Source organism: Rhizobium sp. 62_C5_N11_2 (assembly GCF_051811185.1).
Lineage (GTDB): Bacteria > Pseudomonadota > Alphaproteobacteria > Rhizobiales > Rhizobiaceae > Rhizobium > Rhizobium leguminosarum.
The window spans coordinates 622,228-634,370 of sequence record NZ_JBPWPW010000002.1 but is presented as its reverse complement, the minus strand read 5'-3'; the positions used below and the strand labels follow the sequence as shown (position 1 = coordinate 634,370).

Genomic DNA, 12,143 nt, shown 5'->3' with positions numbered 1-12,143 from the left:
ATGCTGACGCAATTCGAGCATTTCGCCGTCACCGAGATGATGGGCAGCACCGACAACCCGCCGCGGGCGAACGGCTCGCTCTGCTTCGGCAGCGAGTGGGAGCGAAAGGCCTTCGGCATGGCGCTTGCGCTCGCCAAGGACGGCTTCTTCGAATGGGACGACTTCCGCGACGAGCTGATCAGCACGATCAGCGCATGGGAAGCGGCCCATCCAGTCGATCGATCCTCCTGGAATTATTATGACCAGTTCCTGGCCGCCCTCGAAAAGGCCGTGGCGAAATCCGGCGTCATCGACGCAGACGAGATCAAGGCCGCCTTCGCGGCCTGATCACCATAGAGCGCCGCGCGTCCCGCAGGACGCGCCAAGGACGTTCTATCACTTTGAATTGGCGCATGATCCTTTCCGAAATCGATTCCGATTTTCGGGGTTATGCGCTGGCCCTTCAGTCAACATGTTATCGGCGCCAAAGGCGCCATGTCGAAAGGTTTTCCGATGTCCACGCCCTATATCGTCTCATCCTCGGCACCTGTTGCCACCGCTTCCGCCACGAGGCTGCTTCAGTCGGCGATTGCCGCCTGCCTTGGCCTCATGATCGTCGGCTTTGTCGGCTTCTCGCATATCGAAATCGTCCACAATGCTGCGCATGACACGCGCCACGCCAACGCGTTTCCGTGCCACTGAGAGGAGAATGACAATGTCGCTGTTTCGCTCGATCGTCTTCACCGCGGTGCTCGTCGGCAGTATCGTCGGAACCGCTGTCACGGCCGTCCAGTTCTTCGGCACGAGCCAGCTCATCGCCAAGGCTGAAGTCTACGAGAAAGCGGGTGAGGCACTGCCGGCGGCAGGCGCCGCAGGCGCTATTCCCGCCGGACACGATCATGCGGCGATGGCCGCTCATGACCATGAAGAGGGAGGTTGGGAGCCGGCCGACGGCGTCGAGCGGACGGCCTTCACGCTGGCCGCCAATATTCTCACTGCCATCGGCTATGCGCTGGCGCTGACCGGGCTGATCTCGATGCGCGGCAAGTCGCTCGGCTGGCGCGAAGGGCTGATGTGGGGGCTGGCGGGTTTTGCCTGCGTGATGATCGCGCCGTTGCTGGGATTGCCGCCCGAACTGCCGGGCACGCCATCCGCGCCGCTTGCCGACCGGCAGGTCTGGTGGATAGCGACGGCGGCTGCGACGGCTTGCGGCCTCGCCCTGATCGCCTTTCACAGGAAGCCGTGGACGGCGGTCGCCGCCATCGTGCTGATCGCGGCTCCGCATGTGATCGGTGCGCCAGCCGCGCCAGAGGGCCGGCATGCGCTGGCTCCGGAAGCGCTCGAACATCAGTTCATCGCCGCCGCAGCCATGACCAGCCTCGTCTTCTGGGCGCTGCTCGGATCGCTGACGGGCACGTTCTTCCGGCGTTTCGAGGCATAGGGTGGAAGAGTTGCACCTGACATGGCGCGAGGATATCGACGCGCTGCAGTTTGACGCCGGCAACGGCGGCCACTGTTTCGTCCACCGGTTTGCGCTGCGGACATTGCTCGGCGCCAGGCCTTCGCCGGACGAATGCCTCGCCTTCGCCAGGCGGAACGCCCCTGCGTTGCTCAGTGCCGCCCGGCAGAGGATCGAGGCCGGCGAGGCACCGGCACAGCGGAATTTTCATCTCGACAGCCGGCAGATCCGCCGCAGCCTTTCGTAAGCTGGCAGGCTAATTGCATGGATTGAACATGCGGGCGTTTCCGGATCCGCATCGCAACAGGGGTCAAGGCAATGCGCATTGTTATTCTTTCCCCGCCCGGGGTCCAGTCTCTAGATATCGTCGGCCCCGCCGAGGTCTTCTGGGAAGCCGCCCAAAGGCTTGGCGACACGGATGCATACGACATACAGATCATGTCGACAGGAGCGGCGTCCGTCAACGGAACGGGCAAACTCCGGTTCCTCGCCGACCGGACGATCTTCGACCCGGACGAGCCGATCGACACGCTGCTTGTCGCTGGCGATCCGTCGTTCCAGACGATCGATCCCGAGGTTATCGCGTGGCTGCAGCGGCGGGTGCCGACGGTCCGGCGCTTCGGGTCGATCTGTACCGGCGTGTTCCTGTTGGCGGCTGCGGGGCTGCTCGACGGAAAGAACGTAACGACGCATTGGGAATGTGCCGGCAAGTTCGCCAGGGACTTTCCGGCAATCGATCTCGATCCCGATGCGATCTATATTCGCGACGGTGCACTCATAACGGCTGCGGGCGTCACATCGGGCATCGATCTGGCGCTCTCGCTGGTCGAAGAAGATCACGGGCGCGATGTCGCGATGATCGTTGCCCGCTACATGGTGATGTTCATGAAGCGTCCAGGCGGACAATCGCAGTTCAGCGCCCATCTCGTCGGCCAGATGTCGGAAACGACGCTGATCCAAAAGGCGCAGGAATATGTGCTGGCAAACCTCGGCGCTTCGCTCGCTGTAGATGATCTGGCGCAGAAAATCGGCATGAGCAAACGCAATTTCGCCCGGGTGTTCCGCCGCGAGCTCGGCATGACGCCAGCGGATTTCGTCACGGCGGCGCGAACCGACGCTGCCCGCCGTCTGCTGGAGGATACCGCCCAGCCGCTGCAGAAGATCGCCGCCATGTGCGGCTTTAGCGACGTCAATGCGATGCGCCGCGCCTTTGCGCGAACGATCGGAGTGAGCCCTAACCACTATCGTGGCCGCTTTCAACGTTCCGCGCCTGCCGGTATCGAACGATCCAAGTATATGGTTTATGAGACCCGCCAGCCGCGCCGACAGGAGCTGCGATTGTAATGGACGTTCATGCCCTGATCCCCGAAAACTGAAGGGGGACTCAGGTCAGAGGAAAATCCCGGCGGATTCGGTTGTGATCTTGCATCCGAAACTTACGCAACGAGACCAATCACCGTTGGCGTTTCTCATGCGCAGCGGCCTGACAAAACCTAGCTCTTGAGAGGATATGAACTTCTGACCCGCCAATCGCGCGCAGAGCTTACTCTAGCCATTTGCGACCGTGCTCTTGAAAGCGGTTGCGACAGAGAATCTAGACAAACTGTCTTGCAAGGCTTGATCATCAATGTGCATAGATCTAATGAGGCGCGCGTCAGTGACCTTGGGAGTTTAGAATGCAAGTTATGGTACGTGACAATAACGTTGAGCAAGCGCTCCGTTTTTTGAAAAAGAAGTTGCAGCGCGAGGGCGTTTTCCGGGAGGCCAGACTTCGGGAGCGTTTTGAAAAACCCTCCGAAAAACGTGCTCGTGAAAAAGCCGAGGGTATCAGGCGTGTCCGCAAGCTGGCTCGCAAAAAACTTGAGCGGGAAAGCGGTATCTCGGTCCCCAAGAAGGCGAGAGCTTTCGCTCGCTAGCAGGGATCGGGCGACGAATTTTTCGTCTGTCGACGATAGGACTTTCTCGTGCCCGAGATGTCCTTTTCCTGAAGGCCATACGGGGTGTCCGACGACAAGCGGATAGCTTCGAGATCCGCGTTGGCAGCGAGCATGTCAGCAAATGATTCCACCGCAATTGTCCTGATCGTCGGGCCTCGCCGGGCGGGCAAAACCACGCTCGTGCGAAAGATGGATGATGAGAGCCACCGCTACATCACGCTGGACGACCAGACGGTCCTCGCCGCTGCGCAGTCCGATCCCGCCGGATTCGTCCGCGGTCTTGACCGGGCGATCATCGACGAAATCCAGCGCGCGCCCGAGCTGTTGCGTAACCGCTGTTCCGGCCCCACGTTGCCCTCGCCGTCCTAATCTGTGATCTTCTTTCCATGGACGAGCAATGGAAGTTTCTCCATGGAGACTACATCGGAGCTTCTCACAACCAGGAAGTCTGGACGTGAGCTTCAACGTAAGCGGCATCGGTTTAACGGCGCTGCGTAGCGTCGCACCTACAGCCGGGCTGTTTCTTGCGCAGAGCGCGAAAGTGTTTCCCTTTGTGAGGTCTTTTTCCCGAAGGATCGCGGCGAACATCTCGGGCTGATAGTCAATGATCAGCAGAGCCACCTGGTCGTGATTCCAAACGGCGTTTTGCGGAGACGCCTTCTGTGATTTGGAAACGCCCTTCGCGGCCGAAGTCGCTGCTGCCAGTTGCGGCAGGCCGCAAACGGCGACTCCAGCGGCCATCAGCGTTAGCACATCACGGCGAGCTATATCGGAGGGGTCATTCGTGTTCTCCTAGCGATGCGCGAGGGCGCACGGCCGCGCCCCGGGGCTGGAAAGGCCCGGCGGAGGGTGATGTGTTTATGGACTTGGCTCTGCTGCTTAGAGTTTGATCTGCGACAGCTGCCGGTCGAAATCACCTGCGTCGAAATAATCGCGCCACACGGTAATCTTCCCGTCAACCACCGTGATGGTCCCCATGACGGGGAGCGTAATGGTACCACCACTCTGGTGACGAAAGATGTCAACACGTTCGTTCAGGACGACGTTGCCGTCTGCCGCGATCGCTTTCACCTGCCAATCCAAGGTGAATGCGGTACCGATGCCGAACTCCTTGTGGAACTTCGCGACGGCGTCAGCGCCGACGATATTAGGGAGCGGGACGTTGTCGTAGACAACGTCGGAAGCGAGCATTGCCAAGGCCTCGTCGACGCGGTTGGCATTCCAGTGGCCGAAAAACGTCTCGGCGATCTCAATTGGTGTAGAGTCTGGCATTGATGTCTCCATTGCTTTCGGCGCTGCTGTTCATTTCGAATAAGCATCAAGAGGTCGCTTGAGAAGCCGATGAAACTCGATATGTTTTATCGGACTTTCCGATGGGGCTGGTATGAAAGACGTTTCGCTTGAGCGCCTAAGGGCATTTGTCGCCGTAGCGGAGCAGGGAGGCCTTTCAGCGGCCGGACGCTTCCTCGGCAAGGCGCAGTCGGCGGTCAGCGAGGCCGTCATAGCCACGGAGTCGCAACTTGGTTATGCCCTATTCCGGAAGAATGGTAGGCGCACCGAACTGACTGAACATGGCAGGGCATTGTTGCCGGACGCTAAGGCTGCGCTCGATGCAGCCGATGCGTTCAGAGCCAAGGCGGCGAACTTTCAGGGTCACATAGAAGCGGAACTTGCGTTCGCGGTGGATGTGATGCTGCCAACATCGAGACTGACAGCCGTCATAGACAGGTTCAGGCGGGAATTTCCCCATACCACTCTCTCGGTATATTCGGAGTCGCTCGGATCGACATTGCAAACCGTCTGGGACAGCCAGGCTTCGTTTGCGGTCATTGGCACCTTGCCCGACGCGCCCTCCGAATTCGTGACGACACCGCTTTGCGACATACCCATGTGTCTCGTCGTCGGAAGTAGCCATCCTCTTTCAATGGAACGAGAACCGATCACGCATTCGGCGTTAACTCAGCACAACCAGCTTATAATATCAGACAAGACTTCTCGATCAACTGGGCTATCTTTCGGGGTGTTTTCGCAGAAGGTCTGGCGGGTGGCCGACCTGGGCTCGAAACAGGAATTCCTGCGTGCTGGCCTCGGGTGGGGGTTGATGCCAGTCCATCTCGTCGAAGAGGATTTGAAGACAGGACGCCTCCGGAGACCTCGGACCGAAGTTGAGAATTCACCGGATGGGTGGAAGCCAATACCCCTGTCAATTGCTTTTAAGCGATCACGGCCGCCCGGGCAGGGTGGGAGGTGGATGATCGACAATCTCATAAGCGAGTTGGCGTTACCTATAACTGATTGACAAAACGCGAAAGCCCGAAGAACGAAATGGGAGATTGCCCTGTCACCTGCCAAATAGGCCGGCGCGACGGAGGCCGGGCCACCAAGGTCATGGCTGAGGATATGGAAGCGTTCAACACCTTCGGCGTCCATCGGTTCAATCATGTCCTGCGCCATCGTGCTCGGCTCTAACGGCCGAGCGGCTTTTTTTCGCTATCGGCGAACCCTCGGAGGTCCGAGACCTGCTCTGTCGCAGCGCTCGAACTGATCACATGCGGATGGGATTGTGCTGCGGGGGGCGCTTGCAATGTTTCTAGCCGCGCTTGACTGGCGCAGAGAAAAGACTTGTCTCTTACCGTTTCGCAGTTCTGCCATATATTTCAGAATATGAGAGTCCGGCGGACGATTGTGTGGCGTTTGGAGCTTTGGCGGTGGATGCCGTCAATCCTTGCTTTGCTGCTGACGTTCTTCTCGGCTTTGGGCCTGGCGACGCCCGCATCTGAAGCTGAGCGTGTCGCCATAGTCCTGAAGATGAACGGGGCGATTGGCCCGGCGACGGCCGACTATGTAAGACGCGGCCTTCAACGGGCCAATGAACGTGGCGCCAGCCTGGTTGTCCTGCAGATCGACACGCCCGGCGGTCTCGACACGTCGATGCGCGACATCATTCGTGCGATCCTTGCCTCCTCGATACCGGTCGCGAGTTTCGTTGCACCCAGCGGAGCACGAGCCGCCAGCGCCGGCACCTATATTCTTTACGCAAGCCATATCGCGGCAATGGCACCAGGCACCAATCTGGGTGCGGCGACGCCGATCGCACTTGGCGGCCGACCATCCGATGGTGACCGAAACGACAGCCCTGATACGACCGGCAAGCAGCGGCAAGTGCCGCGCGATGCCGGCGAGGCAAAGGCGATCAACGATGCGGTGGCCTATATCCGCGGTCTTGCGGAACTGCGTAATCGCAACGCCGACTGGGCGGAGCGCGCCGTGCGCGAGGCCGCGAGCCTTTCCTCCGCCGCAGCTCTGCGTGAGAAGGTCATAGATTTCTCGGCGGCCGATATAAACGATCTCCTCGCACAGGCGCAGGGCCGGGTCGTGCGGGTAGGTCAAACGGATGTCCGGCTCGAAACATCGGGTCTCATCGTCCAGGAACTTGAACCAGACTGGCGAACCCGCCTGCTTTCGGTGATCACCGATCCGAACATCGCGCTGATCTTGATGATGGTCGGTATCTACGGCCTGATCTTTGAGTTTCTGACGCCCGGGACGCTGGTGCCGGGAACGATCGGCGGCATCTGCCTGCTGCTTGGTCTCTATGCTTTGGCCTTGCTGCCGGTGAGTTTTGCGGGCCTCGGGCTGATTATTCTCGGCGTGGGTCTGACGGTGGCCGAGGCGCATTCGCCGTCCTTCGGCGCGCTCGGCGTCGGCGGCGGCATCGCACTGGTGCTCGGCGCTACCATCTTGTTCGACACGGACATACCCGGGCTTAAGGTTTCCTGGTCGGTGCTTGGCGCAATCGCCGTCGCCTGCCTCGCTCTTAGCCTTGTCATTGCCCGTCTCGCCTTCATCTCGCGCCGGCACGATGTCGTCACCGGCGGCGAGCAGATGATCGGAATTTCAGGCAGGGTCGACAGCTGGACGGGCATCTCGGGCTTCGTCATCGCTCATGGCGAACGCTGGAAGGCCATTTCAACTGAGCCGCTCGCCACCGGCGACCGTGTGAAAGTGACCGGCCGGGATGGGTTGACGCTCGAAGTGGTCCGCAGTTCGCAGGAGGCCTGACGGCCTTCAGAATGCAGGAGAAAAAGTCATGGGCATGTTTGCAGATCTCGCCTTCTATCTTGTGATCATCTTTATTCTGCTCGTCGTCGTCGCATCTGCGATCAAGATCCTGCGCGAATACGAACGCGGCGTGGTTTTCACGCTTGGCCGTTTCACCGGTGTCAAGGGGCCTGGCTTGATCCTGCTCATCCCCTATGTCCAGCAGATGATGCGGGTCGACCTGCGCACGCGGGTGCTCGACGTGCCCGGCCAGGATGTCATTTCGCATGACAATGTTTCGGTCCGCGTCAGCGCGGTGATCTATTTCAGGGTCGTCGATCCCGAGAGATCGACGATCCAGGTCGAAGACTTCATGATGGCGACGAGCCAGCTCGCCCAGACGACACTGCGCTCGGTGCTCGGCAAACATGACCTCGACGAGATGCTGGCGGAACGCGACAAGCTCAACATCGACATTCAGGAAATCCTCGACGCCCAGACCGATGCCTGGGGCATCAAGGTCGCCAATGTGGAGATCAAACATGTCGACATCAACGAATCGATGATCCGCGCAATTGCCCGGCAGGCGGAAGCCGAGCGCGAGCGGCGCGCCAAGATCATCAATGCCGAAGGCGAACAGCAGGCTGCAGCCAAACTGCTTGAAGCAGCCGAAATCCTCGCCAGGAAACCCGAGGCCATGCAACTTCGTTATTTGAGTACATTGAACGTCATCGCCGGCGAAAAGACCTCGACGATCATATTTCCTTTTCCGATGGAGTTCGGCAATTTGATGCCGCCCAAACCCGACCGATGACGACGCCTGCATTGTTTTTGCGGATGGAGCGATGGTCCTGCGGTCAAGGTGCTTCAGCCAGATTGCTGAGGTAGCAATGGCCGGCGCGGACAGCAGGAGAGAGAGAGAGAGAGAGAGAGAGAGAGAGAGAGAGAGAGAGAGAACGATCACGCTTGATAATAGTTGATAAACGACATATCTTGTCTCCATCAAAACCGATGGAGAGCAGAATGATTAGTGCCGATCTGGGAAAGCAGCTCGAAACCTATATCCAGCAACTTGTCGACACAGGTCGCTATGGCTCGAAAAGCGAAGTCCTCCGCGAAGGTGTTCGACTGGTTCAGGACCGGGAGACCCGGCTTGCCGCACTGGATGCTTCCATCATGCGCGGCATTGCCGATGCCGAGGCGGGCCGGACCAAGCCAGCGAGCGATGTCTTCGACCGGCTCGAGGCAAAGTACAGTGTGATGGCTGATCAGGCCGAAAAATCGGCATGATCCTTGAATTTTCCGACGAGGCGGAGAACGATCTTGAGCAGATTGCCGATTGCATCGCATGGGACAATCCACGCCGCGCCCTTTCATTCGTCCGGGAGCTCCGCAGCAATTGCGAAGACCTCGTCGACAGCCCCAACGGTTTCGCCCTCGTTCCCCGCTACGAGCACCATGGTATCCGCCGACGCGTTCATGGCAACTATCTGATCTTCTACCGCGTCGAGAACGCGAAGGTGATCATCGTCCATATCCTGCACGGCGCCACGGACTATGGCGCAATCCTGTTCGGCGAATAATTTAATGGGTAGATCCGGGGCGACCTCGCGCACTAAAGCCGAGCTAAGCGGCTACCCTCGTCTCAGTGTCATCGCGCGGATCAGCCATTCCACAGTCATGCAGTTGATGAGATAGGAACCGGCCCGCCTGCACCTTTGAAGGTTTCATGGTACGACGCCGACGCATATCGCTGGCTAATCGACGCGCCGGCCGATTATGGACCCAAGAAGACGCTCTACAGCCGGTACTTGCGATGGGCCAAAGGCGTGGGGGGACACCGCTGCGGTTCTTTTAACTGTTCGCATCACCTCGCAGGACCATCCGCTGATCTCGGACGAAGGTGCGCCCTATGTCGGATTACCTCTTCGACGATCCGACCCTAGCAGCGACCGGCTTCCCGGTCGCAAACGGCGAAGTCGATGGCCCCGTCCGCTCCGCCGCTCTTAGCCTCGACCCGCAGCATCCGGATCAACACCGTAAGCCCGAAATGGCCGAGGAGTTCGGACGCATCAAAAGGCCGCGACGAGTTATTCGTTGCTCCAGATGTAGATTTGACCGACACTCATACGTCTTGAAGGCGTAACCTCAACCGGTCACGGAGAACGCACATGACCAAGGTCGCTTTCAATATCAGCATGTCGCTCGACGGCTTTATTACCGCAGGAAGCCAGACCAGGGAGGAACCGCTCGGCAAGAACGGCGAATTTCTTCACGGATGGTTCTTCAACGGCGGTGCAGAGGGCGATGCATATGTGCAGCGCCTCACCAGCAATGTTGGCGCCGTGATCTGCGGGCGCAAATGCTATGACGACTCGATCCCATACTGGGACGAGAACGGGCCGACGGGGCCGTTAAAGCTGCCGCTTTTCGTCGTCACCCACCGGCCTTTACTCGCCTCGCACAGCACTGGAATCTATCACGCGGCTGGTTCAATTCCCGACGCGGTGAAGCAGGCGAAGTCGGCGGCCGGAGGCAAGGATGTGAGCCTCATGGGTGGAGCCGACGTCTTTCGCCAAGCACTGGCCGGCGGGCTTGTCGACGAAATCGAGTTGCATATCGTGCCGGTGCTCTTTGGTGCTGGGACTCGGCTGTTCGACACGATGCCCAATCAGATCACGCTTGAGCCCACCAGCATGCTCGACACGCCGCTCGCTCGGCATATCGCCTATCGCATTGTGAAGTAAGCGAACGCAACCAGCCATGTCTGATTACTAAAGCATTTGAAACAGATAGGTCTTGTAACAGCAAGGTCGTCGGTTCAAATCCCACGCCTTGAATAGATTCGAACCTACGACCACTGGTTGGCGACTGGGACGGAATGGATAATCAATCGGCTCCCGGCGTTGTGTGCTGCTTCGAATGAAATGGTCATGACTTGCGTACGGTACGCTAATCGCATACCATTCAGCAGTAAAATCGGAGGCTGGAAACTATGGCGACGGTCGAGAAAATTACGATTGCACTGACATCCGAAATGGCGGGCTTTGTGCGAAGCGCGGTCGATGCTGGCGAATATGCATCGACGAGTGAAGCCATCCGTGATGCCGTCCGCGAATGGAAGGAGCGACGAGATTTGCTCGGCTACACCGTCGAGGATCTGCGAGCGCTCGTACAGGAGGGCATCGAAAGCGGCCCAAGCTCCCGCACGACAATGGCAGAGGTAAAAGCTGCAGCGCTCGAGCGATTAAAATCTGCACGACACGAACGCTAACCATGCTTCCAATTATCCGAACCAATCGTGCGGACGAGGACCTGATCGAGATATGGTCCTACATAGCCATTGACAACATATCTGCGGCTGACCGTGTTCTTGACGCGATTGAAGCACGCTGGGACAATCTCGCCCGACACCCCTACTCGGGGGTTGCGCGCGACGATATCGCGCCAGGCATTCGGCATCTCGTTTCAGGTGAGTATCTGACTCTTTATCGGCTCAGTGGCAGGGCCATTGAAATCGTCCGCGTCCTGCACGGGCGCAGAAAGATTTCCTCCAAAGTGATTATATAACGGCGGGCTCGCGGTACCCCTCATATAAGATCTCGGATTGGAGAAGCTAACCCAAGTGCATCATGCCTGTTTTGCAGGATAGGGGATCACCTATCTTCGTGCAAATGCGCCATAAACACCTCGGTCGGCGTCTTGTATCCGAGGCATTTGCGCGGTTGATCGTTGATATGGCGCGTGAGGTGGAGAAGGTCGCTTTGCGACACAATTGCCAGATCTGCCGTGCCTGGCAGGAAGCGTCGAATGCGCTTGTTGGTGTTCTCGACTGTTCCTTTTTGCCAAGGCGCACTTGGGTCGCAAAACCAGCTGCAGGCACCGATCCCTTCTTCCAAAGCCCTGAACCCGGCAAACTCGGTCCCGCGATCAAATGTGAAGCTTTGACGCGCGAACGCCGGTAAAGGAGAAAACGCTCTGATGATCTTGTCCATGATTGGGCGCGAGTGCCGGCTCGGATTCTTGATGAGAACGGTATAGCGGCTCTTGCGCTCCACAAGGGAAGTGACATTGGCATGGCCAAGTGGACGTTCGAAGATGAGGAGGTCGCCCTCCCAATGCCCAAACTGCGATCTATCACCAATAAAATCAGGCCGTTGGGATATGTGGTGAGTGGCTGGAAACGCACCGTCGCGGGGCTTCCTGGAGCGCAATGGACGACGTTTGCGGCGCGCTTCGGGCAGATGGCGATAGAGGCCTAGCCCATACTCTTCCTTGCTGTAGATGAAGCGATAGATTGTCTCTTTGCAGACGCGAACAAGACTGAGCCCCTCCGACAACAGGCGCCCGGCGATCTGCTCTGGAGACCAGCGTGCCTCCAACTGGTTGATGATCTCCGTGCGTAAATTCGGGTGGCGCCGCAGCTTTCTCAGCCGGCGTCGCCGCTCCTTGGAGATATCGTGAGCAACCGTGCTGTAGTAGCCGTCGTAGTCCGGCAGTTCGCGATCACAAAACGTATTGCGCTTGATCTCGCGGTAAATCGTCGAGCGGTGACGGCCAAGCTGACGGGCCATCTCGTTGACTGGAACTTTTGCCGCCACCAGCTGATGTAGGCGTCGGCGATCGGCAAGGGTGATCTGCGTATAGCATCGAGACATGCCAAAATCTCCAAAGTGAAGCCATTGAAATTACTGGCATGTCGCACTTGGAAATAGAATGTACCGATT

The 12,143-nt window shown here is 58.7% G+C and carries 17 protein-coding genes and 1 pseudogene; 16 read left to right on the top strand and 2 right to left on the bottom strand.

Annotation, left to right across the window (positions count from 1 at the left end; all coding sequences use genetic code 11):
- The 8 genes and pseudogenes from AB8B31_RS26585 (at position 1) to AB8B31_RS26550 (ending at position 3,973) form a co-directional block, all read left to right on the top strand.
- Positions 1-327: a nitrile hydratase accessory protein gene (locus tag AB8B31_RS26585; protein ID WP_018245357.1), complete on the top strand. Its 327-nt coding sequence runs from the start codon at positions 1-3 to the stop codon at positions 325-327.
- Positions 328-492: 165 nt separating this feature from the next.
- On the top strand, positions 493-681 hold the full coding sequence (locus tag AB8B31_RS26580; protein ID WP_027686794.1) for a CbtB domain-containing protein: 189 nt from the start codon (positions 493-495) through the stop codon (positions 679-681).
- Between the two features lie 13 nt (positions 682-694).
- The gene (locus AB8B31_RS26575) at positions 695-1,420 is read left to right on the top strand and encodes a CbtA family protein (RefSeq protein WP_131591462.1); all 726 of its coding nucleotides are present in this window, start codon (positions 695-697) and stop codon (positions 1,418-1,420) included.
- 1 nt (position 1,421) lies between these two features.
- Entirely contained in the window at positions 1,422-1,685 is a 264-nt protein-coding gene (locus AB8B31_RS26570; RefSeq protein ID WP_042954725.1) for a hypothetical protein, read from the top strand.
- 71 nt (positions 1,686-1,756) lie between these two features.
- Positions 1,757-2,782 carry a GlxA family transcriptional regulator gene (locus tag AB8B31_RS26565; protein WP_027686797.1) on the top strand — a complete coding sequence of 342 codons (1,026 nt, stop codon included), beginning with the start codon at positions 1,757-1,759 and terminating at the stop codon, positions 2,780-2,782.
- 332 nt (positions 2,783-3,114) lie between these two features.
- Positions 3,115-3,354, top strand: a complete 240-nt coding sequence (gene rpsU / locus AB8B31_RS26560) for a 30S ribosomal protein S21 (RefSeq protein WP_018517427.1) — start codon at positions 3,115-3,117, stop codon at positions 3,352-3,354.
- A gap of 132 nt (positions 3,355-3,486) precedes the next feature.
- Positions 3,487-3,702 (top strand): annotated as a pseudogene (locus tag AB8B31_RS26555) (AAA family ATPase); the annotation flags it as partial.
- A gap of 127 nt (positions 3,703-3,829) precedes the next feature.
- Positions 3,830-3,973 (top strand): hypothetical protein, encoded by a 144-nt coding sequence (locus tag AB8B31_RS26550; protein WP_165504952.1) that lies wholly within the window; start codon positions 3,830-3,832, stop codon positions 3,971-3,973.
- A gap of 281 nt (positions 3,974-4,254) precedes the next feature.
- Here AB8B31_RS26550 and AB8B31_RS26545 read toward each other — a convergent pair whose 3' ends face one another.
- Positions 4,255-4,647 carry a limonene-1,2-epoxide hydrolase family protein gene (locus AB8B31_RS26545; RefSeq protein WP_131591463.1) on the bottom strand — a complete coding sequence of 131 codons (393 nt, stop codon included), beginning with the start codon at positions 4,645-4,647 and terminating at the stop codon, positions 4,255-4,257.
- Positions 4,648-4,759: 112 nt separating this feature from the next.
- Between AB8B31_RS26545 and AB8B31_RS26540 the strand changes: the two genes are divergently transcribed.
- The 8 genes from AB8B31_RS26540 (at position 4,760) to AB8B31_RS26505 (ending at position 10,986) form a co-directional block, all read left to right on the top strand.
- Positions 4,760-5,674: a LysR family transcriptional regulator gene (locus tag AB8B31_RS26540; RefSeq protein WP_131591464.1), complete on the top strand. Its 915-nt coding sequence runs from the start codon at positions 4,760-4,762 to the stop codon at positions 5,672-5,674.
- Between the two features lie 413 nt (positions 5,675-6,087).
- Positions 6,088-7,437, top strand: coding sequence for an NfeD family protein (locus AB8B31_RS26535; RefSeq protein WP_131591465.1), 1,350 nt, complete (start codon positions 6,088-6,090; stop codon positions 7,435-7,437).
- A gap of 28 nt (positions 7,438-7,465) precedes the next feature.
- On the top strand, positions 7,466-8,230 hold the full coding sequence (locus AB8B31_RS26530) for a slipin family protein (RefSeq protein WP_131591466.1): 765 nt from the start codon (positions 7,466-7,468) through the stop codon (positions 8,228-8,230).
- 209 nt (positions 8,231-8,439) lie between these two features.
- The gene (locus AB8B31_RS26525) at positions 8,440-8,706 is read left to right on the top strand and encodes a type II toxin-antitoxin system ParD family antitoxin (protein WP_027686802.1); all 267 of its coding nucleotides are present in this window, start codon (positions 8,440-8,442) and stop codon (positions 8,704-8,706) included.
- Complete coding sequence (locus AB8B31_RS26520) at positions 8,703-8,999, top strand: type II toxin-antitoxin system RelE/ParE family toxin (RefSeq protein WP_131591467.1); 297 nt, start codon at positions 8,703-8,705, stop codon at positions 8,997-8,999. The genes AB8B31_RS26525 and AB8B31_RS26520 overlap by 4 nt, the downstream gene beginning before the upstream one ends.
- Positions 9,000-9,587: 588 nt before the next feature.
- Positions 9,588-10,163, top strand: a complete 576-nt coding sequence (locus AB8B31_RS26515) for a dihydrofolate reductase family protein (RefSeq protein WP_131591468.1) — start codon at positions 9,588-9,590, stop codon at positions 10,161-10,163.
- Between the two features lie 248 nt (positions 10,164-10,411).
- Positions 10,412-10,690: a type II toxin-antitoxin system ParD family antitoxin gene (locus AB8B31_RS26510; RefSeq protein ID WP_131591469.1), complete on the top strand. Its 279-nt coding sequence runs from the start codon at positions 10,412-10,414 to the stop codon at positions 10,688-10,690.
- A 2-nt stretch (positions 10,691-10,692) separates the two neighbouring features.
- Positions 10,693-10,986, top strand: coding sequence for a type II toxin-antitoxin system RelE/ParE family toxin (locus tag AB8B31_RS26505; protein WP_131591470.1), 294 nt, complete (start codon positions 10,693-10,695; stop codon positions 10,984-10,986).
- An 86-nt stretch (positions 10,987-11,072) separates the two neighbouring features.
- Here AB8B31_RS26505 and AB8B31_RS26500 read toward each other — a convergent pair whose 3' ends face one another.
- On the bottom strand, positions 11,073-12,074 hold the full coding sequence (locus tag AB8B31_RS26500) for an IS30 family transposase (protein ID WP_112903108.1): 1,002 nt from the start codon (positions 12,072-12,074) through the stop codon (positions 11,073-11,075).
- Between the last annotated feature and the right edge of the window lie 69 nt (positions 12,075-12,143).